Origin of the sequence: Oceanidesulfovibrio marinus (assembly GCF_013085545.1) — a bacterium.
Classification (GTDB): Bacteria; Desulfobacterota; Desulfovibrionia; order Desulfovibrionales; family Desulfovibrionaceae; genus Oceanidesulfovibrio; species Oceanidesulfovibrio marinus.
Map to the genome: position 1 here is coordinate 2,566,120 of NZ_CP039543.1, position 20,853 is coordinate 2,586,972.

Sequence of the window (20,853 nt, forward strand, 5' to 3'; positions counted from 1 at the left end):
ACAACAAAAAATCTCAAATATCTGTTCTGACACTGACAAAGTGGCAGAGATATGGACCTGGTTACTTACGAGCGCTTAATCCACACCGATAACTCGGCTCGCAAATACCTGTTGGGTTTTTGCTGGAAAAACCATCAACGCTTCTGTCCCCGCTGCCGCCACCGCAAGCTGTACCCCCTGTCCTCGGGCCGCCGACGCTGCGCCCGGTGCAAGTACACCTTCCATGATTTCACCCGCCGCTTTCTGAACATCGGCAACCTCTCCCCCCAGGAGTGGCTGCGGGTGATCAAGCTCTTCGAGCTGGAGGTGCCCCAGGCGGTCATCGCCTCGCAGACCGGTCTGGCGCCTAATACCGTGGCCAAGGCGCTGAACACCATCCGCCTGGCCATCGCGGCCCAGGCCCTGGACGCCACCCAACTCTACGAGGTCGGCTTGGGCACCGCGCTGCTCAAATCCCATGCCCAAACGCCTCCGGAGCACAAGGGACCGGGATGGCCCCCTGTCTTCGGCCTGGTGGAGCAAGGGGGCATGGCCTTCCTGGACATCCTGCCCGACCTCAACGTCGAATCGATCATCCACTTCAAGCGCAACTTCCGTCTGCGCACCGCCTCCCTCGGTTCGGTGGTCTACACCGACCGCTTCTCCCCGTACCTCTCCCTGCTGGTGAGCGGGCCGCAGGAGATCTGGCGCGACTGGCAGGGCAACCCCGTCACGCACCGGGACAAGGGCCTGACCGTGGACGCGACCCAGCAGTTCTGGCGATTCGCCAAGGAACGGCTGCGCCGCTACCGCGGCATCGCTCCCGAGCGCTTTCCGCTCTACCTCAAGGAGCTGGAATTCCGCTACAATCGGCGGGGAACAGACATTTTCGAAGAGGTCGCCAAGCTATTGTGTACATTTGTGCCTGACCTTGGGTGAGTACATCCCGCCCCCGATTGCGACATTCGGCTCTCTTCAGGATTATGCTTACATTAACATGTTCCGGAGCGTGTCACGCCTGGAACCCATGTGGAGCAACGATCCATGAGTGCCACCTACACAAACGTTCCCTTCTTCGGACTCGGTTTCGACATGCGCCCGGCTGTTGCCAGGGCCATGGCCACGACCGTGCGCAGGACGGAACCGGTCCACGTATGCGTCGCCCCGCAGCCGGCAGAGACGCCGGCCCCCTGGGGCTACTCGCTCATGATCGCGCTCTCGCGGGAAATCCGAGCTGGCTGAACACGCCACACTCACTCAACTTCGGAGGCGACAGATTATGGAATTCAACCGCAGGAAGTTCCTCCAGCTCTCGGCAGCGACCGCGGCCGTGGGAGCCTTCGGGGGGCTGGGCTTCAGCCTGACGCCTGCCACTGCGCGGGCCGAGCAGCTCAAGCTCAAAACCCGCGAAGCCAAAGAGACCACGTCGGTCTGCTGCTACTGCGCGGTGGGCTGCGGCCTCATCGTCCACACGGACACCAAGACAAAACGCGCCGTCAACGTGGAAGGCGACCCGGACCACCCGATCAACGAAGGGTCCCTGTGCGCCAAAGGCGCCTCCATCTATCAGCTGGGCGAAAACAAGGACCGCATCACCAAGCCCATGTACCGGGCGCCCAAGTCCGACAAGTGGGAAGAGAAGTCCTGGGACTGGATGATCACCGAGATCGCCAAGCGCGTGAAGCAGTCCCGCGATGAATCCTTCTCCGTGAAAAACGACAAGGGTGAGGTGGTCAACCGCACCAACGGCATCGCCTCTGTGGGCTCCGCCGCTCTCGACAACGAGGAGTGCTGGGTTTACCAGTCGTTCCTGCGATCCCTTGGCCTGGTGTACATAGAACATCAGGCACGTATTTGACACAGCGCCACTGTTGCGGCTCTGGCAGAGTCGTTCGGACGCGGCGCGATGACCAATCACTGGATCGACATCAAGAACAGTGATTGCATCTGGATAATCGGCAGCAACGCTGCAGAAAACCACCCCATCTCCTTCAAGTGGGTGACCCGGGCTCAGGAAAAGGGTGCGACCCTGATCCATATGGACCCGCGGTTCACCAGGACCTCGGCCAAGGCCGACCTCTACGGTTCCATGCGGTCCGGTTCGGACATCGCCATCCTCGGCGGCATGATGAACTACATCCTGGAGAACGACCTCTACTTCAAGGAATACCTGGCCAACTACACGAACGCATCGTTCCTGCTGGCAGACGGCTACTCCTTCAACGACGGCCTGTTCTCCGGGTACAATCCCAAGACCCATAAGTACGACAAGTCCACCTGGGCGTTCCAGAAGGACGATGAGGGCATTCCCAAGCAGGACCTTACGCTCAAGGATCCGGCCACGGTCTTCCAGCATCTGAAGAAGCACTACTCCCGCTACGATCTGGACACCGTGTGCAAGGTCTCCGGCGCGGACAAAACCGCCCTGGAAGAGATCTACAAGACCTACGCGGCCACGGGCAAACCGAACAAGTCCGGCACCATCATGTACGCCATGGGCCAGACCCAGCACACCACGGGCGTGCAGAACATCCGCGCCCTGGCCATGATCCAGCTCCTGCTGGGCAACATCGGCGTGGCCGGCGGCGGCATCAACGCGCTGCGTGGCGAGTCCAACGTGCAGGGCTCCACGGACCACTGCCTGCTGGTGCACATCCTGCCCGGCTACCTGGGCACGCCTCCGGCCTCCCAGCAGAGCTTTGCCGTGTACAACGAGAAGCACACCCCCACCACCAAGGACCCCAAGAGCGCCAACTGGTGGGGCAACTTCCCCAAGTACTCCGCGAGCCTGCTCAAGGCCATGTGGCCCAACCAGGACCTCGAAACCGGGTACTCCTATCTGCCCAAGCTTGAGGACGGCAAGAACTACACCTGGCTGTACATGTTCGACGCCATGAGCGCGGGCGAGTTCTCCGGCTTCTTCGCCTGGGGCCAGAACCCTGCCTGCGGCGGCGCCAACGCCAACAAGAACCGCCGGGCCATGGCCACCCTCAAGTGGATGGTCAACGTCAACATCTTCGACAACGAGACCGGCTCCTTCTGGAAGGGCCCGGAAATGAACCCCAAGGAGATCGACACCGAGGTCTTCTTCCTGCCCTGCGCGGTCTCCATCGAGAAAGAAGGCTCCATCACCAACTCCGGCCGCTGGATGCAATGGCGTTACGCCGGTCCGGAAAAGATGGGCGACACCCGCGCCGACGGCGACATGATCGTGGAGCTCACCAGGGCCATCCAGGAGCTCTACAAGAAGGAAGGCGGCGCCTTCCCGGATCCCATCGTCAACCTCGACACCTCCCTGTGGGAGAAGGACGGCGAGTTCGACGCCCACGGCGTGGCCAAGCTCATCAACGGCTACTTCCTCAAGGATGTGGAGATCAAAGGCAAGGTCTACAAGAAGGGCTCTCTGGTTCCCTCCTTCGCCTTCCTGCAGGACGACGGCTCCACCAGCTCCGGCAACTGGCTGTATTGCAACTCCTACACGGAGAAAGGCAACATGGCCGCCCGCCGCGACAAGACCCAGACCGACATGCAGTCCAACATCGGCCTGTATCCGAGCTGGTCGTGGTGCTGGCCGGTCAACCGCCGGATCATCTACAACCGCGCCTCCGTGAACCAGGAGGGCAAGCCCTACGCCCCGGAAAAGCCGGTTATCGAGTGGAACGGCGAGAAGTGGGTGGGCGACGTGCCCGATGGCGGCTGGGCTCCCGGCACCAAGTACCCCTTCATCATGAAGCCTTCGGGACACGCCCACGTCTTCGGCCCCGGCCGCAACGACGGTCCGTTCCCCGAGTACTACGAGCCGCTGGAGTGCCCCATCAACGAGCAGCCCTTCTCCGCGCAGCTGCACAACCCCACGGCCCTGCAGTTCTCCAAGGAGAAGAAGGCGGTCTGCGATCCGCGCTTCCCCTTCATCTGCTCCACCTACCGCGTTACCGAGCACTGGCAGTCCGGCGTTATGACGCGCTGGACCCCGTGGCTCCTGGAAGCGGAACCGCAGATGTTCGTGGAGATGAGCGAGGAGCTGGCCAAGCTGCGCGGCATCGCCAACGGCGAGAAGTGCATCGTGGAAAGCCTGCGCGGCTCCCTGTGGGCCATCGCAATCGTCACCAAGCGGCTCAAGCCCTACACGGTCATGGGCCAGACAATCCACCAGGTCGGTATTCCGTGGCACTTCGGCTGGGTGCACCCCAAGGATGGCGGCGATTCGGCCAACCTCCTCACGCCGTCCGTCGGTGATCCCAACACCGGCATTCCGGAAACCAAGGCCTTCATGGTCAACGTCAAGAAGGCGTAAGGGGGAGAATCATGCCGAAAGCCTTTTTCATAGACACGACAAAGTGCACGGCCTGCCGCGGTTGCCAGGTGGCCTGCAAGGAATGGCATAACAATCCTGCGACCGAGACGAAGCAGGTGGGCACCCACCAGAACCCGCAGGATCTCAACTACTCGACCTACAAGCTTGTCCGCTTTTCCGAAAAGGAAGTGGACAACAAGCTGCACTGGCTCTTCTTCGCAGATCAGTGCCGGCACTGCATCGTACCACCGTGCAAGGAAGTCGCGGACATGGATGTGGAAGGGGCCATTATCATCGACGAGGAAACCGGCTGCGTCTACTACACCGAGAAGACCGCCGAGCTCTCCGACCCCGAAGGTCCCATCATGGCCTGCCCGTACAACATCCCGCGCAAGGACCCGAACTCCAACCGTCTCGCCAAGTGCGACATGTGCCTGGACCGCGTGCAAAACGGCATGAAGCCCGCCTGCGTGCAGGTCTGCCCCACCGGCACCATGAACTTCGGCGACTACGAGGAGATGAAGGAGCTGGCGCAGAAGCGGCTGGCCGAGGTCAAGAAGACCAGGCCGGCGGCTGTTGTCGGCGATCCCGACTACCACCGCTGCTTCTACCTCATGGAGTACGACCCCGGCCTGTACTACGAATATGCAGTTGCAAGCGCCGATGTGCCCGGTCCCCACGACCGGCGCTCGATGCTCGCGAACGTGTCGCGTCCGTTCAAGGTCCTGTTCACCTAGGGTCCACAAGAGCGGCACGCTCATGCCAGCCCCCCGGTCCGCGTTGTGCGGGCCGGGGGATTTTTATTTGGGTGGATCTGAGAGAGTCCTGGCAGTCATGGCCCACCAAGGCAGAGCGCCAAAGGAAGCCGGGCAGTCCTACATCAGCTCCCGCCAAGCCAAAGACTTTCAGTTCGACTCTTCCCCGCGGGCGCGGATATATTTGATCTGTTCCTTGCCCCATACGTTGAGCTTGTTGAGCGCAGGAAGCAGCTCTCGGCCCCTCTCCGTCAAAGAGTACTCAACGCGTGGTGGCACTTCCGGGTACTGCACACGTACAACGAGCCCGTTCTCCTCAAGCTCCCGCAGGCATTTTGTGAGCATCATGTTGGTGATGCCCGTCACACCCCGCTTCAGCTCGTTGTAGCGGACCGCTTCCTGGTCAGCCAGGTGCCAGAGAATCGGCAGTTTCCACTTTCCCCCGATGATATCCAGGGCATAGATGATCGGGCATATCTCATCCCTTTCATACAGGGATTCGCCTTTGGGCAGGCTGACGTCATATGCTGTTTTCCTGCTCATGCTGTTCTCCTAACGCTCTGAATGGAGTGTATTTTTTTGGAAATCTAGGGAAGAAAAATATGCGTATATTTCATTTTCTTATTAGCCCTGCTAGACTGCAACGTCAATGATCCGGTGACCATCGCCTGCAAACACATCTCAAGGAGATTCTCATGAAAATTTATGCGGTGAACGGAAGCCCCAGAAAGAAAATGAACACGGCGGCTCTCCTGGAGTCTGCACTGGAAGGCGCGCGTGCGGCTGGCCAGGGCCCGGTGGAAACAGAAATCATCCACGTCTACGATTACGACCACAAAGGATGCATCAGCTGCATGGAGTGCAAGCGCCTCGGGGGCGCGAGCTACGCGAAGTGCGCTGTCAAAGACAGCCTGGCCCCTGTCCTGGAGCGCCTGACCGAGGCAGATGGCATCATTTTCGGAAGCCCTGTCTACTTCCACGGGATAACAGGCAAGCTGCACTCCTTCCTGGAGCGCTTTCTGTTCCCGAAAGCCGCATACGATGCCAATTACAGCTCATTGGCTCCCAAAAAGATGCCCACTGCATTCATCTACACCATGAATGTAACTGAGCAACAAATGGTCGCCCAAGGATATCCAGACATTTTTAGGCACATGGAGTCATTTATCGAGAGGATTTTTACAAAGCCTCAGGTCTTGCATGCCTGCAATACATACCAGGTGAAGGATTACTCAAAATACAAGATAGAATCCTTCTCCGAGCCTGAGAAGGCAGCGTATAGAGAGGCGCAGTTTCCACTGGATCTCGAAAAAGCCCACGCCATCGGTGCTTCAATGGTCAAGTGACGAGACACAGGGCAGCGGGTCCAGCCCGGGAGCTCTGGGCGCATGAGCCCGACGATGCAGCCCCGGTCCGCGTTGTGTGGGCCGGGGGCATTAAGAACGCGGCACCCGCACGACTCACCTCTGCCCGGCCCGGTTTCAGCACCTCCCGTGGCGAATGATCGCGGCCCCGCCGCTGCGCTACTCCACAGCGTCGGTGACCAGACAATTCCTGCCGGACGACTTTGCCTCGTACAGGCAGGCGTCCGCCACGTTGACCATGTCGGTCACGGTCTGGAAGCGGTCGGAGTAGCGCACCATCCCCGCGCTGATGGTGACCAGGCCGTGCGGGCTGCCCCTGTGCTCGATGGCTGCGCCGCGGACCGCCTCGACGATGCGTTCACCGCAGGCGTAGGCCGCGTCCTCGTCGCCGGTGTTGAAGATCACGGCGATCTCCTCGCCGCCATACCGGTAGGCGCGGTCTTCCTTGCGGATATTACCCGCAACAAGCTGCGCCACGGTGCGCAGGGCCACATCGCCGGCCGCGTGGCCGTGGATGTCGTTGAACGCCTTGAAGTGGTCGACGTCGATCAGCATCAGGAAGAATGACTCCACGCCGTTCTGCACCTGTCTGAACACCGCGCCAATGTCCCTGTCGAATGAGCGGCGGTTGTGGATGCCGGTCAGTCCGTCCAGCAGGCTCAGCCGCCTGAGCTGGATGTTGGCCGCCTCCAGCTCCTGCGTGCGGCTATCCACGAGCCCCTGCAGATTGGATTGTGCGTCGTTTATCTCCTGGCACATGTTCAGGAACATCCCGGCGAGCTGGCCGATCTCGTTCTTCTGTTGCAGGGGGAGCAGCTGCGGCGATTGGATGACCGTGTTGTACTCTCCTTTTGCGACCAGGGACGTCGCCTCCTGCAGGCTTCTCAGCGGCGCCTTCACATGCCGAGTGATCACGACGCACACCGCCACGTAGTATGCGACGAAGAGCAGGAATCCAAAGAGCAGCACGATCCGCGCGGCCTGGTGCGCTTCCTTCACAAGCAGTGTCTCCGGAAGCGCCATGACCAGCCACCACTCCGGCCCGGAAAGCTCCGCAGCTATGAGGTAGTTGCCGCCGTCGTCGTCTTCTACAATGGAGATGCCGTCCGCATCGGGTGTGGCGTGCGAAAGCTCCTGATACATGCGCGTCAGGTCGGGATCACCGATCTTGTCCAGGGAGAGCGTGCCCTGCCGTTTCAGCTCGTCCCGCAGCTTTCCCGGATGGGCGACGAGGAAGCCGTTCTTGCTGATAATGTACGAGTTCGTTCCTTCAAGGGAATCGCTGTCCAGCCGGCGCATGATGGACGCAAGGTGCACGTCGAGGCTCGGGTTCACCAGGTGGCGTCCTTCGTAATCCACCGGCATTTCGAAGGTTATGGTCCACCGGTCCACGGTTTCATCGTAGTACAGCCCGGTCCAGACCGGCTTCCTCTCGGGATTGACGGATTGCAGTGTGGCCTTGATGGTCCCGAGCTCATTCATGGGCAGGTCTGGCTCGGCCTGCAGGCCCCAAGGGGCGTCCGGAGAAAAGATGGTGATGCCGTTTTCAGGATAGGAGGCGTGCAGCATGCCTGTGGAAGCCCAGGCCGGCCCGTACCTGTTGACCAGGATGTACGCGATGAGCAGCCGGCGCATGAAATCGCGGTCCTCCACCGGCTGGTTGTTGCCAATGAAGCTTGTCACGCCCCACGATCGTCCGAGATGCTTGTTGATGAAGCCGCTGAAGAACCTCTCCTTCATGCGCGTGGCTTTGTCGGCGTCGACAAAGTACATCGTCCAGAAATCGTCATCCGTGAAGTCCATATCCGAACGATACAGCTTGAGGAACTCGTCCCTGAATAGCGACAAATCGTTGTGGGCATCGATGAACACACGATCTTCAAGTTGTTTCCGCTCCAACATGTACTGCCGAAGCGATGCAAGCGACCTTTGCTTACTCTGATCGTAGATTATAAAATAGCATACAATTGTTGCAATGGATACAATGATGACGCCAAGGAGCAGAACCTTCATGAGAATCTGCCTGCTCAATTGCTGCGGTCGCTGTATTACGTCCATGCCTTGATGTATCCCTCAACTATTCCCGCAAGAATTGTATCCAACTGGAGATTACCCAGCAGCTCATAAGGAACTTACACATTGCATATAGCGCACAGCTGTACTGAGTGCGCTCGTATTCCCCATCGTCATGTACGTCATTTGCCAATGCTGGCAACTATACAGACAACTAATAGTAGAACAGGGGACGGAAGGCAACGGCAGATCGTTCCGCCGCCGGGGCGCCGCGGCATCGGGCTCAGCGTTGTGGAGCCGGTACATCAAGAAGAACAACAGTTTCCGGCGCGTTTGCCTGCACATGGACGGTTCTCTCTGCCAATGGGGCTTCATCGTGTGCACTGCACCGGGAAAGACAGCCTCGGCCACGTGTCAGGATCGGCTCCAGGTTGCCCCGTCGCGTTGCGCAGACCGGCGAACCGCCGCAGACTGCATGGTGGAGCCTTGGCTCGGAGCACCATCGCGTGCGGCCAACCAGAAAGCCTTGCCTTGACCTGAACCCGCCTGCAATATACCTCCTAGCAACCGCGGCGCCCGGGTGGCGGAACTGGTAGACGCAAGGGACTTAAAATCCCTCGGTGGCAACACTGTGCGGGTTCGATTCCCGCCCCGGGCACCAAATATTTCAGCTGGTTATCGAATATGTCGATAACCAGCTTTTTCTTTTCTTGATTTTTTGCTCCAATATTGCTCCACTCCCTCCTCAAAAGGAGCTATCATGGATCTTAAATTTCGCTCTGGCTGGAAAGCCATGGATGGCGAGACCGAATGGCTTGAACCTGAGAGAGTTGTCTATGCGAAAAGCCCCCAAGGTTTGATACAGGCAGCGGGGTATGCCAAACACATACTTGGTCGCAAAGGCATGGTTTTTTATCGTGGCCAACAGAGTAATTATGCAACAATGTATCCATCCCTATACAGACAAAAGGGAAGAGACAAGAATAGGAAAATAATAAGCAAAGTCATTACTGACAGCGGAAAAAGAAAACGTTCAGATGTGTTGGACGCAATCATTCTTAAACTACAAAATTCTGGTGCTTTTTTGGAAAACACACCAGAATTTGTAACTGAAGGGATACTCCAGCATTATGGACTTAATACTAGATATATTGATATAGTCGACAACTTATGGTCTGCTCTTTGGTTTTCGTGCCACTCCATGAAAATCAGTACTCATTCGAGCAACCTAATGCATATCGTTAGAAGTAATAAGCCTTATTCTTATGTTTACTTGCTTGCGCTTGGAAAAATTAAAAAACTAAATGCCGGGGTATACGAGACATATAGCAATGTAGAGATTGTTGACTTACGAATTGCTGCTCCTTCACTGTACCTGCGACCGCATGCTCAACATGGCCTTGTTGCCAAAAGGATTAACAGGCAGATGTATTCCAAATCTGATTTTATGGAATGCGTCGGACTAACAATCAAAGTTGACACTGAAAATGCTTTAAAATGGATTGGGTCTGGCGAGTTGCTAATGCCTGGGAGTATGTATCCATCGGCTTTCTTTGATTCCGGGTATGCTGTGCTTATGAGCTATGACGAGCTTACATTTTATGAAAAACTGATCGAAGAGAAACTGCACTATTATAAATCCGCGAAAAAGATGCGCGAAGTGTTTGGAAGCATAAAGAATGTTAGCTATTGAAGGGTACCATGGCAACAATACGTAAACGCGGGCCTGCACAGTGGGAAGTGCGTATACGAAAACGCGGCTGGCCTGTGACCTGTAAAACGTTCGAGACTAAGTATGACGCAACCAGGTGGGCGCGAGAGATCGAGTCTGAAATGGACCGGGGCATTTTTGTTTCTCGCGTAGAAGCCGAATCAACCACCTTATCCGAAGCTCTTGATCGTTATATTGACGAATATGCGCCGAATCTCTCTGACCCCAGGCGAGAAAAGAACCGAGCGAGGGCTATCCAACGTCGCCCTTTCGCTTCACGGTTCATGGCCACTATCAAGGGCAAGGATATTGCCGCGTTTGTCAAAGAGCGCCAGGAGGAAGGAGCCGGCCCAAATACAATCCGGCTAGACTTGGCACTGCTGTCAAAACTGTTCGAGATAGCGGCCACAGATTGGGGCATGGAGAGCCTTTCCAACCCGGTCAAACGAGCGAATAAACCGAAAGTCCCGGCAGGACGATCCAGACGTTTCCAAGATGACGAAGAAGAACGCCTCTTAGCTGCGTGCGACGAACGCTTTGCGTGCGTGGTCAAGTTTGCCCTGGAAACCGCTATGCGACGAGAAGAAATCGCAACTATGGTCTGGTCCCAGGTTGACCTGAAAAATCGCTCAGTCCTTCTGCCTCGCACGAAAAACGGCGAGTCGAGAACGGTCCCCCTCTCCCCCGCCGCTCTCAACATTCTTAAATCACTCCCCCGCACCATTTCTGGCCCTGTCTTTGGCATGAATAAGGACAAAATCACCCGCGCTATGAAAGCCGCTGCCGACAAAGCTGGAGTTCCCGACTTTCGATTCCATGACCTCCGTCACGAGGCGGTAAGCCGATTCTTCGAGAACACAAACTTGGACGTCATGGAAATCCGGGCCATATCAGGCCATAAATCTATGCAAATGTTGGCGCGCTATAGCCATTTGCGGACAGGGAGACTGGCGGATCGGTTAGCGGGAATGAAGCGGGGGGATACTGGATCATAATGTGAATCTTTTCTCCGACCTTAACCAGGGCGTAAAAAGAAAAATAATCCAGTATTCCTTCATGGTACGTCTTGCTAAAGCGCTCGACATACGAATTATGCGTTGACTTCCAATTTCACATCATGGATTTAACTCAGTCTGCCATAGTGAGCAAGACCAATTCAGGTGAGTGTACCGCTGAGATATGAAGGAGCTGAGATGAATATAAATTTGATTCGACACAACAAACATATACTTCCTGTTAGATTCTTCGGAATAGTGTAGACTGTATGTCCAGGATGCAGAACTCAAAACGCATCCTCATCTTCAGTCATTAGAACCACAGGGTATGCCCTATCACTTCCACCACCGGTAAAAGCGCTAAAACAAACACGGTCATACATCTCCGGAAGATCGCCATAAACATTATTAAAGTGATAAAAGACGCGCTCATCAGTAGAATCCTCGGTAATAAAACCATGCGAATAAAATGTGTTATTTACATAACCTACGCGCCTTCTAGCATCATAATAACACAGTTGATTGCAACGTTGGACCAGACCATCAGCAGTGAGCCTTTCATCAGGTTCCTTAGCAAGACAGGCAAGAACAATATCAAACAGTTCATTGGCCAAAGGTGAAAACTGAGGATTCTTTGATAGAAAATCTGGTTTCTGCGGGGGGTCTGCTGCTAAAATATTTGGGACAGCTCTTAATCCCGTACCGTATGGTTTTTCACCACTTAGTAGTTCAAACAACAAAGCCCCAATTGCCCACACGTCCGATGGAGCTCCTGCCGCACGAGGATTTTCAACCATTTCTGGTGCCATATATGGTAAAGCACCGATCATTGTCTTTGAGCCAGTAATCGTCTCCTCACCACCGACTACTGCATCAGCCAACTCTTCTTCAGCCATTTTTGCAATTCCGAAGTCTGTAACCTTAAGAGCTGTGATACAATATGATCCAGCTACCATTATGTTGCTCGGCTTAATGTCACGATGCACAACACCCACATGATGGGATGCTGCAAACCCCTTCGCCAAGCTGTGGATAATTTTAGCAGCTAAAAAGGGGTCAACATAGCGAAGTCTTCGCATAATTGCGGTTTGAAGGTCTGCACCTTCTATTAATTCTTCAACTAAAAACTGAGAACCATTTTCTTCAAAATAATCAAGTGTCTTTGCGACACAAGGATGTGTAACCTTAGCACTCAGCGTCGCACTTCGCTGAAATCTTTTTTCACTTGAGTTATTTTTAGGTGTTTTAAGTGCAACAAACCTATCCATTGTACGATCGTGCGCTTTATAAACAAATTGCATACCCCCTTCTCCAATTAAAGCATTTACCTGATAGCGACTGCATAGCACATCACCGGCATTCAGTTCTATAGTCATAGAACGACCCCCGGATGAGAAATATCAAAAGTCACGTGCACCCGTCCTTCAGTTTCAGGTCGACCAAATGATATCACGCATGCTCCAGGCAGAATCATGCCCTCTTCGGCATCGGTATTGTTTATCATTACATCACCTTCAAAGCTTTGTATCTTAAAATACAGTCCATCATAATGGATCCCAATCTTCCCTTTACTACCGGCCCTAACAGTGACCCTAGGTCTATCTTCACCAAGAAAGTGAGATCCTCCATTAAGAATTAACAAAGCTCTATGTTTGTTGAACAGCAAGTGCCTTTCTATTAGATTTTTTACTTCAAGCATAGATGGTCGTGAAGATGGGTAAAATTCTAAAGTTCTATCCAGAATGGATTGCAGGTCACGGGGCAACAAGTTGGATGTTAAGTTAGAAAATAGAGTTAACTGGAAATCCCGAGATCTAAAGCGAGTAAGCTCTTCAGGCAAATCCCCCAAAGCGTAATACAGACAGGTTACTCCAAAAGCGTAAACATCGATCGCTGGAGTAAAATCAAAAGTCGCATCTTGGTACAATTCGGGCGCAGCAAAACCTGGAGTTCCCCTAAATCCTCGAGTTGAGGAATCAACACCAAATTGTCTTGCAAGACCAAAATCAAATATTTTTAGAACCCCTTCACCATCAAACTTCATATTAAACGGTTTAATATCACGATGGATAAGCCCTGAATCGTGTATCTCACATAGCCCTGATGCAATTTGGTATATTGTTCGCAAGAAATGCTCTCTACACAAACCTTCTTCAGGATGTCGCAACTCCTCTCCAGGCAAGTATTCTTCGATTATAGCCACACCGTCATCAGCCTGTATTATGTCATATATTTCAACGACATGCTTCGACAAGACGCGCTTAAAAGCGCGAACTTCATCTAACAGTCTATCAGCGAAAAAATCGTCCTGTATTATTTTTATAGCGACATTACGATTCAAATTACGGTCACGAAAAACGTGCACGTCCCCCATACCGCCCGAAAGAACCTGTCCTTGGGATTCGTATCTATCAGGGAGATTCATAATTAACCGGCCTCGCCTTCGTCGAACTCGATTTGTATTTGAATCACTTCATCATCATTATCATTATTATCTGCCACATTGTTTCTATTCTCAGCGGAATTTTGGATTTTCTTCTTCTTAGACGTCTTCTTCTTATTTTTATCCTTGGAAGACTTCTCCGACTGAACTTCTTTTTCTTTAGTTGTCGTATCATTCAGAATGGTATCTACAGAAAAAATGTAGCTTGAATTCCAAGTGCATATTTCGAAAGTTGTCATACTCATTGATTTATAACCCTCTGTATTCGAAAAGGCAGGCGCATAGATTGCAGTTGCGTTATCTTTCCCCCCAATCCATTCAGAAAGGAGCAGCAATTTTTTTATACCATCTTCTGTTGAAGTAGAATTCAACAATAGACTTTCCATGGTTGAAAAATCGACATTATATGCCCCGTCGGAAGCAAGAAGAATCCGATCACCATCCTTTACTTTCGTTATATCAATTGGTGAGGTATCTAACTCCCCCTCCATTCCAATAAACTGGACCAAATGCTTGAATTCTGGCAGAGGCGCATCAATTTTGCGATCCATTTTGGCTAATTGACCATCGAGAGTATCATCAGAGCTTAGTTGAGTTAACGATTTCTCACTTTGCAAATACACCCGGCTGTCACCGTAGTTTACGATTTCTATTAAGCCGCTCCTATTGATACTCACAGCGGACAGTGTACATCCTCCTTTTCCTTCATACTTATCAAAAACTATTTTATTGGCATGATTGGCAGCTTTTTTCAGACAATCCGTCATATTACTATCTGATAATTCTATCACTCGAGCTGTAAACGAACTTATCGCCAAGGCCGCAACATTGGCTCCGTCCTTCAGTCCCCCAATACCATCGCATAACACCGCAACTTGGACGACGTCGGATAAACGCTCATTAGGAAAGAAAGTAAGCACAGCAGCTCTATCCTGATTGTCATTCCTAACACTTCCTTTGGTTGTCCCTAAGGCTATTTGTCCTGGGGCTGTTACAGACCCCTTTTCTTTGCAAGTTCTTAGCATCCAATAATATATAGAGCTTTGAACCGCTGCACGATAAGTATCCATAGAAAATCTCACTAACTAGATAAAAATTATTGAAGTAAATAGACAGCTATTTGTCTGCACAAAAACACTTAAAGAGTCGGTGGTTAACAGGAATTACCCAAGCTACCCGCTCCTAGGAACCATCGCTGGCCCCTCGGTGACTATAATTCATAATAGATGACATCTCAAAAATCAGACCAGCTAGTTCTCTAAAAATTCTCTTGTTTTTGCGTCCGTTTTATCCGATCCGGTCCACATGGACCTGACAAACAAGCAGTGGGAACGCACCGCGCCCTTGATCCCGCCGGCCAAAGGTGGGCAAGGCGGCAAATGCCTGCCGCCGAGCCCCTCCGCGCGAGGTGCTCGACGGCATCCTCTGGATACTCAGAACCGGCGCGCATTGAAAGGACTTACCGGATCGGTATCCACCATACCAGTCCTGCCATCGCCGGTTCCAGCGTTGGCGCAAGGACGGGGTTTTCGAGCGCATCCTGGCTGTTCTGGCCGAAAATCTACGCGACCGAGGCGGCATCGATCTGCGCGAGGCCTTCATTGACGGGACATTCGCTCCGGCAAAAAAGGGGACGCTGCCGTGGGCAAAACCAAGCGGGGCAAAGGCAGCAAGATCATGGCAGTGGCAGACGCTTCTGGTCTTCCTGTCTCCGTGCACGTGGTCAGCGCTTCGCCGCATGAAGTGACGCTGGTCGACCAGACCCTCGATGCCGGATTTACCAACGAAGTGCCTGCCCGCCTGCTTAGTGACAATGAGTACGGCAGCGACGGGCTTGATGAGTGGTTGCGTGAAGGTTGGGGAACCGAGATGATCGCCCCACACAGACGGGGGAGGAAAAGGACCAAGACGCAGGACGGCAGACCGCTTCGCCGTTACCGGAGACGATGGAAGGTCGAGCGTCTCTTCGCCTGGCTGCAGAACTTCAGGCGTCTGGCTGTTCGCTACGAATTCCATGCTGAAAACTTCCTGGCCTTCGTTCAACTCAGGTGCATCGTCATTCTGGTGAGGCAATTTTGAGATGGCTTCTATACCCAGCGCATCAAGCACAAGCCCTGCGAACCATCCTCACCAAGAGGTTATTTATAATTGAGTTTATTGATAAAAACTCTGTTCCGGGCATGGGCCATTTCGAGTAGGTTTTCATAGTTCATTACCTCTAGAAACAACCTGCTCTCGAGAAATACTGCATGATACGACCTCGAATCTGGGCGCTTTTTCAAGCTATGCCTACGTATCATGGTATTTTTAAAATAGTTATTATGCACATCACACAAAACAAGTCCAAAATATTGAGTATTATCTGATACGTTGATTCGTTTTCCATCGCTATGGGTCAATTTCCCATCCATAATCCTTTCGACATACTGCACTAATTGTCTAACGGGGTCATTCTCCTCAGAAAGAGGTTCGCTTGTCCTTTTCAATTCAATAATAAGGACATTATGCTCAGCACCAATTGGATCCTTGTAGGCGGCAAAAATATCATATCGCTTGTCTTGCGCTTCATATTTATTACATGCAATCTGATACTCTTTCATATCAGACGCAACGTAATCATACACCGCGTATCTATCGTCAATAAGCCAAAGATTGTGGTTAAAGTAACCGCCCGAGTGGTCTTCGCTACTTGTCTTAGACGGAAAAAGGAGATCATGAAGAATCTTTTCTGGCTGGTATTTCTCGTCATCCCTTTTCTGAAGAAGCTTATCGTACAATCCTAGGACAAAGTCTCGATACTTAACATACGAGACAAGCGGAGCATGATTAAGTTTCATCCCTTCTTCAAGCTTTACTAGAGATTCCTCCCGAAACTCCTCAAAATTTGGGATTTCGTTAGATTCGTACTTTTTGGTGATAATCTTAACGTAGTTAAAACTTTCGACCTGCTTCTCTGCAAACCGCTTGACATAGGCCTCCTTCACGACTTTTACATCATCCCCAAGCTTTAACTCTTTTTTGACCTGAACATCCTCCTCCAGAAATGCTAAATGTGGAAGGTCCTCAAAGACTTTCTGGATGAGGTTCTCCTGAATACTTTCCAGGCGCTCTATGCTTGCATGTGAATATGATCTGGCTTTTTCTACCACGCCTTCATAAATGCTTTCCAGGTCTGGCTCCCCTTCGGCAAGTGACTTAGTTCTAGGGATATTGAAGTCTGTTCTCTGATGATTAAGCTTTTCGTCGAGATAATCAGAAATAACAACTGTATTCAGATAAAATTTGTCGTCATGTTCACCGATCTTACCTCCTGGCAAAAAGCTCAATACCTGTTCTTTCACACTTCTGCCATCTGCTGATAAAATGACTTTGTGGGTAGATCGGTGAGGCGTCCGATTCTTTAAATGGTATATATCAAACTTACTTGCACCAACAAGTATAGGCTCATCACGGGATACATCTTTGACACTTTCATCCAAATAATAATCGCCATCATCTACTATTTTAATTCTTATATTTTTCACTGACAACAACGAAGGGATAAAATGCTGTGTAATGTCGTTCTTTATTGTATCATGAGGAATTTTTAAAAAGCTGTTACTCAGAGGAATTACCCCTTCAAGAGTTATTGAAGTTTTAACTTCTCCGTCTTCAGTCTCTTCAGCTTCCACATTTTGGAGGTCATAGAAATTGTCTTCTGTGACAACCTTATCGATTAAAAAGGTTTTACCGCTCTCTTGATAGGTGCTTTTAATCGCAACACGTGAAAAGGCCGCAAAGAATGCCAGCCTCCCTATCCCTTTGCAATTAAACTCCCTCTTCTTATATTCTGAAAAAAGTTGTCCGAATGAACCCATATTCTCTTTCGTAAAGCCTATACCATTGTCAATGATCCTAACGCCAACAATGCGCTTAGGGGCCATCTCATTTTCATCTCGGATGAATTCGACACTGATTATACCATGATCTCGCCCAGCCAACTGAATCGCCTGAATTGAATTGTGAATAGCCTCATATACAGGTAACAACGGTTTCTTTTGAACTTCCGGTCCTGCTAGTTGAGCAACTGCATTCCTGAAATTTAACAGCTGTGATTCGGATGCTAACATAACGCTACCTGTTACGCTCCCTCGAATGGTTCAACATACAACATAAATTTATGCGCCCTGAAGACTGGCCGTCCTGTTCAGCTCTCAACAATCCAGCTGCCCGCACTAACCATTCAGTCCCAAAACATCTTTAATTATTATCAGAAATTGAGTACATAAGAAGATCCAAATGAGTTTTAGAGGCTTTAGTTTAACTTACCCATATCCACGCAAACAAGCAAATAAATATGGAGTTCTGATCGATGCGATCAAACAAGCCAGGGAGCCCCGATAGCTTTCACTGTACATTGCTAGACACATCCAATGACTTATAGCGCCAACTTTGTCCCAATCCAACCTTAGGGCCGTGACTAAGAAGTGGTCCCGGTTGGCTGGACAGGTTCGCGGCCTTGCTAAGGTGGAGTCCTGTGATTCGGTCATGCCCGCGTTGAGGGCCAGCAGAGGGAGGAAGCACGCCTCCCTCCCTCTGCGCGTTCAGCCCGATATATGTCCATCGGCTGCTGTCCGTCAAAAGTCGAATGCGGCCGACGCCAGTTGCAGAAATGAAACCAATCGCTCAAGGCTTTTCTGGTTTGGCTTCCGGTCTCGAACTCGCGCAGATAGACGCATTCCCACTTCAGTGAACGCCACAGTCGTTCGATGAAGACGTTATCCATCCAGCGTCCTTTTTGGCCATCCATCGAGATGCGCACGCCAGCCTCGCGAAGCTTACGGGTGAACGCATAGCTTGTGAACTGTGCGTTCTGGTCCGTGTTGAAGATCTGCGGCGCGCCGTAGCGATTCAGGGCATCGTCCAACGCTGTCACACAGAAATCAGCGTCCAAAGTGTTCGAAAGCCGCCACGACAATACCGCGGGGCTGTGCCAATACATGATTGCGACTAGATACAAGCAGCCGCGTTTCATGGGGATATACGTTATATCCGCACACTAGACATGGTCGGGGTCAGCCACGGACACGTTCCGCAACAAGTACGGAAACACCGCATGCACCGGATGCGGCTGCGACGTCTTGGGCTTGCAGAACACGGCCTGCAACCCCATCTTTTGCATCAACCGCCTGAACCCCCGACGTCCGACCGCGTGGCCACAATTGACGAGATGCCTTGTCATCTGTCTGGAGCCGAAAAACGGGCCTGGAGGAAGATATCGTGATCTGCCGCATCAGCGCCAGGTTGAAAGCGCTCTCGCCTTTGGGCCGGTAGTAGTAGGTCGACCGGCGTAGCCCGAGCAGTACACACTGGCGGCTGATACTGAGCCGCGGATAGCCGGCTTCGACCATCCGATGCCTCCGCTCACAGCTCTCTTCCGAGCGAAGGGCCGCTCTAAAAATCGTTTTCCACCGTGAGCTGCCCGGTCTTGACGTGCAGTTCCTTGATTTCCGTCTCGCTATTTTTGGCCTTCGTCTTGCCCTTGCCAAACGTATCGGCCATACCATCGATCGCCTGACGCTTCCAGGCGGCGATCATGTTCGAATGCACGTCGTACTTGCTAGACAGTTCGGCCAGCGTCATCTCGCCGGACAACGCCTCAAGAGCTACCTTGGCTTTGAACTCAGGAGAAAAACGTCTTCTCTTGGCCATCCCAGGTCGTCCTCCTTGTCAGTGAACTCCACCTTAACGACCTATCCTGAACTGAGATGGATATAACCTGACACCTGGGCCACCAAAAGGTTGTGGTCATGCCGTCCCTGGCTGGGTATCGATGGAGTTGCGAAGCTTCACGAACCCTTTCGAGGAGAACGCCATGACCACGAAACGCAAAGTAGCACGAAGGAAGATGAGTCTGCTAGAGCTGGCCACTGAATTGGGCAACGTCAGCAAAGCGTGCAAAATCATGGGCTATTCCAGGCAGCAGTTCTACGAGATCCGGCGCAACTACCAGACCTTCGGCGCCGAAGGTCTATTGGACCGCCTGCCCGGGCCGCGAGGCCCGCACCCCAACCGCGTCGACGAGGCTGTCGAGCAGGCCATCCTCGACTACTGCTTGGCTCACCCCACGCACGGGCCGCTCCGCGTCGCCCAACAGCTTGTCCTGCAAGGCGTCCAGGTCAGCTCCGGCGGTGTCCGCGGCGTCTGGAGCCGGCACGGCTTGCTCACACGCCACGAGCGGTTGCTGCGGCTGGAGAAGAGCGTGCGAGAGCAGCGTTTGGAGCTCTCGGACGAACAAATCCGCGTCCTGGAGCGCTTCAGTCCCGAGTTTCGCGACCGGCACATCGAGACGCGTCACACCGGCGACCTCGTGGCCGTGGACACCTTCTTCGTGGGCACGCTCAAGGGCGTTGGACGCGTGTATTTGCAGTCGGTTATCGACTGCCACAGCCGCTATGCCTGGGGCCGACTCTACACCACCAAGTTGCCGGTTACCGCGGTTCACGTGCTCAATGAGGACGTGCTGCCGTTCTTCGAGGAGCACATCGCGCGCATTTCGACGATTCTCTCGGACAACGGTCGCGAGTTCTGCGGTCGCCCGGACAAGCATCCGTACGAATTGTTCTTGCAATTAGAAGGGATTGAGCACCGGACAACGCAGGTTCGCCGGCCGCAGAGCAACGGCTTTGTGGAGCGGTTGCATCGGACATTGCTCGACGAGCATTTCCGCATCAAGGGCCGCGAGAAGTGGTACGAATCGGTGGAGGAAATGCAAGAGGATCTGGACAGTTACCTGAACCACTACAACCGGGAACGCACCCATCAGGGCCGCGGCATGGACGGCCGAGTGCCCTACCAAGCGTTCCTGGACGGCATCGTAATCGACGAAGCAGAGGTAGAAAAAGAAGAAGCAGCGTAGCCATCACCCCGCCAGGGGCGGAGTGTCAGGTGAATACTATCTCTGTACACCTATCCCAAAAAACCGCACTCACTTCTCTCTAATGTATTAACCGCTCATGGATGCCATAAATATGCACTTTGGCAGGGCATGAGCGGTTATTCTTATCTGCATAGAATGGGTGACGTTTGCTAGATCAAATCAACACGAACCTCCCCTAACTTTTCGCGTATCACATGAAGCTGAGCCTGAATACGTTTCACAATTCCAGCATCTAGATAACCATATCTACCCAGCATATCGAAAGCCTCCGATAATTGATAAACGAAAGTTGTACTTTCAGGATAGCTCTCTGCATTTTGAGTATGGATACCAAACACCTTATTATAGTAGCTGATGGGATCGACGTCGCCGGTGCTCAT

At 52.7% G+C, this 20,853-nt stretch carries 16 protein-coding genes, 1 tRNA gene and 1 pseudogene; 10 read left to right on the forward strand and 8 right to left on the reverse strand.

Features of this window, described 5'->3' with window-relative positions; genetic code table 11:
• Positions 1-51 precede the first annotated feature (51 nt).
• The 4 genes from E8L03_RS11380 to E8L03_RS11395 all read left to right on the forward strand — a co-directional run bounded on the left by E8L03_RS11380 (position 52) and on the right by E8L03_RS11395 (position 5,010).
• Positions 52-918: a transposase gene (locus tag E8L03_RS11380; RefSeq protein ID WP_144305383.1), complete on the forward strand. Its 867-nt coding sequence runs from the start codon at positions 52-54 to the stop codon at positions 916-918.
• A 105-nt stretch (positions 919-1,023) separates the two neighbouring features.
• A complete protein-coding gene (locus tag E8L03_RS11385; RefSeq protein ID WP_144305384.1) occupies positions 1,024-1,221 on the forward strand; it encodes a hypothetical protein in 198 nt (65 codons plus the stop codon).
• Positions 1,222-1,258: 37 nt separating this feature from the next.
• Positions 1,259-4,273 (forward strand): formate dehydrogenase-N subunit alpha, encoded by a 3,015-nt coding sequence (gene fdnG / locus E8L03_RS11390; protein WP_144305385.1) that lies wholly within the window; start codon positions 1,259-1,261, stop codon positions 4,271-4,273.
• 11 nt (positions 4,274-4,284) lie between these two features.
• A complete protein-coding gene (locus tag E8L03_RS11395; RefSeq protein ID WP_144305386.1) occupies positions 4,285-5,010 on the forward strand; it encodes a 4Fe-4S dicluster domain-containing protein in 726 nt (241 codons plus the stop codon).
• A gap of 168 nt (positions 5,011-5,178) precedes the next feature.
• On the opposite strand, the gene E8L03_RS11400 is transcribed toward E8L03_RS11395, so the two are convergent.
• A complete protein-coding gene (locus E8L03_RS11400) occupies positions 5,179-5,571 on the reverse strand; it encodes a winged helix-turn-helix transcriptional regulator (protein ID WP_144305387.1) in 393 nt (130 codons plus the stop codon).
• A gap of 152 nt (positions 5,572-5,723) precedes the next feature.
• Here E8L03_RS11400 and E8L03_RS11405 point away from each other — a divergent pair, with 152 nt between their 5' ends.
• The gene (locus tag E8L03_RS11405; protein WP_171267417.1) at positions 5,724-6,374 is read left to right on the forward strand and encodes a flavodoxin family protein; all 651 of its coding nucleotides are present in this window, start codon (positions 5,724-5,726) and stop codon (positions 6,372-6,374) included.
• 177 nt (positions 6,375-6,551) lie between these two features.
• On the opposite strand, the gene E8L03_RS11410 is transcribed toward E8L03_RS11405, so the two are convergent.
• Positions 6,552-8,264 (reverse strand): sensor domain-containing diguanylate cyclase, encoded by a 1,713-nt coding sequence (locus E8L03_RS11410; protein WP_171267418.1) that lies wholly within the window; start codon positions 8,262-8,264, stop codon positions 6,552-6,554.
• 715 nt (positions 8,265-8,979) lie between these two features.
• Between E8L03_RS11410 and E8L03_RS11415 the strand changes: the two genes are divergently transcribed.
• From E8L03_RS11415 to E8L03_RS11425, 3 genes are all read left to right on the forward strand, one after another.
• A tRNA-Leu gene (locus E8L03_RS11415) sits at positions 8,980-9,066 on the forward strand.
• A 99-nt stretch (positions 9,067-9,165) separates the two neighbouring features.
• On the forward strand, positions 9,166-10,098 hold the full coding sequence (locus E8L03_RS11420; RefSeq protein ID WP_171267419.1) for an FRG domain-containing protein: 933 nt from the start codon (positions 9,166-9,168) through the stop codon (positions 10,096-10,098).
• Positions 10,099-10,238: 140 nt separating this feature from the next.
• On the forward strand, positions 10,239-11,111 hold the full coding sequence (locus E8L03_RS11425) for a site-specific integrase (RefSeq protein ID WP_342356071.1): 873 nt from the start codon (positions 10,239-10,241) through the stop codon (positions 11,109-11,111).
• A gap of 287 nt (positions 11,112-11,398) precedes the next feature.
• On the opposite strand, the gene E8L03_RS11430 is transcribed toward E8L03_RS11425, so the two are convergent.
• From E8L03_RS11430 to E8L03_RS11440, 3 genes are read right to left on the reverse strand one after another with little or no spacing between them, the layout of a single operon-like run.
• Positions 11,399-12,487, reverse strand: coding sequence for a serine/threonine-protein kinase (locus E8L03_RS11430; protein ID WP_171267421.1), 1,089 nt, complete (start codon positions 12,485-12,487; stop codon positions 11,399-11,401).
• On the reverse strand, positions 12,484-13,536 hold the full coding sequence (locus E8L03_RS11435) for a serine/threonine-protein kinase (protein WP_171267422.1): 1,053 nt from the start codon (positions 13,534-13,536) through the stop codon (positions 12,484-12,486). The genes E8L03_RS11430 and E8L03_RS11435 overlap by 4 nt, the downstream gene beginning before the upstream one ends.
• A 2-nt stretch (positions 13,537-13,538) precedes the next feature.
• Positions 13,539-14,624 (reverse strand): PP2C family protein-serine/threonine phosphatase, encoded by a 1,086-nt coding sequence (locus tag E8L03_RS11440; RefSeq protein ID WP_171267423.1) that lies wholly within the window; start codon positions 14,622-14,624, stop codon positions 13,539-13,541.
• Between the two features lie 541 nt (positions 14,625-15,165).
• Between E8L03_RS11440 and E8L03_RS21100 the strand changes: the two genes are divergently transcribed.
• Positions 15,166-15,633, forward strand: coding sequence for an IS5 family transposase (locus E8L03_RS21100; protein WP_280530789.1), 468 nt, complete (start codon positions 15,166-15,168; stop codon positions 15,631-15,633).
• Between the two features lie 59 nt (positions 15,634-15,692).
• On the opposite strand, the gene E8L03_RS11450 is transcribed toward E8L03_RS21100, so the two are convergent.
• Entirely contained in the window at positions 15,693-17,663 is a 1,971-nt protein-coding gene (locus E8L03_RS11450) for an ATP-binding protein (RefSeq protein WP_171267424.1), read from the reverse strand.
• Between the two features lie 416 nt (positions 17,664-18,079).
• Positions 18,080-19,245 (reverse strand): annotated as a pseudogene (locus tag E8L03_RS11455) (IS3 family transposase).
• A 163-nt stretch (positions 19,246-19,408) separates the two neighbouring features.
• Here E8L03_RS11455 and E8L03_RS11460 point away from each other — a divergent pair.
• Positions 19,409-20,452, forward strand: a complete 1,044-nt coding sequence (locus tag E8L03_RS11460; RefSeq protein WP_171266993.1) for an IS481 family transposase — start codon at positions 19,409-19,411, stop codon at positions 20,450-20,452.
• Positions 20,453-20,622: 170 nt separating this feature from the next.
• Here the strand turns inward: E8L03_RS11460 and E8L03_RS11465 are convergent, their stop codons facing one another.
• A complete protein-coding gene (locus E8L03_RS11465) occupies positions 20,623-20,853 on the reverse strand; it encodes a hypothetical protein (protein ID WP_171267425.1) in 231 nt (76 codons plus the stop codon).

Bases quoted from the DNA above. Each gene is read 5' to 3' on its own strand.
- E8L03_RS11440 (WP_171267423.1), bottom strand. From the start codon at position 14,624: ATGGATACTTATCGTGCAGCGGTTCAAAGCTCTATATATTATTGGATG.
- E8L03_RS11435 (WP_171267422.1), bottom strand. From the start codon at position 13,536: ATGAATCTCCCTGATAGATACGAATCCCAAGGACAGGTTCTTTCGGGC.
- E8L03_RS11450 (WP_171267424.1), bottom strand. From the start codon at position 17,663: ATGTTAGCATCCGAATCACAGCTGTTAAATTTCAGGAATGCAGTTGCT.
- E8L03_RS11395 (WP_144305386.1), top strand. From the start codon at position 4,285: ATGCCGAAAGCCTTTTTCATAGACACGACAAAGTGCACGGCCTGCCGC.
- E8L03_RS11460 (WP_171266993.1), top strand. From the start codon at position 19,409: ATGACCACGAAACGCAAAGTAGCACGAAGGAAGATGAGTCTGCTAGAG.
- E8L03_RS11380 (WP_144305383.1), top strand. From the start codon at position 52: ATGGACCTGGTTACTTACGAGCGCTTAATCCACACCGATAACTCGGCT.
- E8L03_RS11425 (WP_342356071.1), top strand. From the start codon at position 10,239: ATGGACCGGGGCATTTTTGTTTCTCGCGTAGAAGCCGAATCAACCACC.
- E8L03_RS11430 (WP_171267421.1), bottom strand. From the start codon at position 12,487: ATGACTATAGAACTGAATGCCGGTGATGTGCTATGCAGTCGCTATCAG.
- E8L03_RS11400 (WP_144305387.1), bottom strand. From the start codon at position 5,571: ATGAGCAGGAAAACAGCATATGACGTCAGCCTGCCCAAAGGCGAATCC.
- E8L03_RS11420 (WP_171267419.1), top strand. From the start codon at position 9,166: ATGGATCTTAAATTTCGCTCTGGCTGGAAAGCCATGGATGGCGAGACC.
- E8L03_RS11385 (WP_144305384.1), top strand. From the start codon at position 1,024: ATGAGTGCCACCTACACAAACGTTCCCTTCTTCGGACTCGGTTTCGAC.
- E8L03_RS11405 (WP_171267417.1), top strand. From the start codon at position 5,724: ATGAAAATTTATGCGGTGAACGGAAGCCCCAGAAAGAAAATGAACACG.
- E8L03_RS11465 (WP_171267425.1), bottom strand. From the start codon at position 20,853: ATGAGCACCGGCGACGTCGATCCCATCAGCTACTATAATAAGGTGTTT.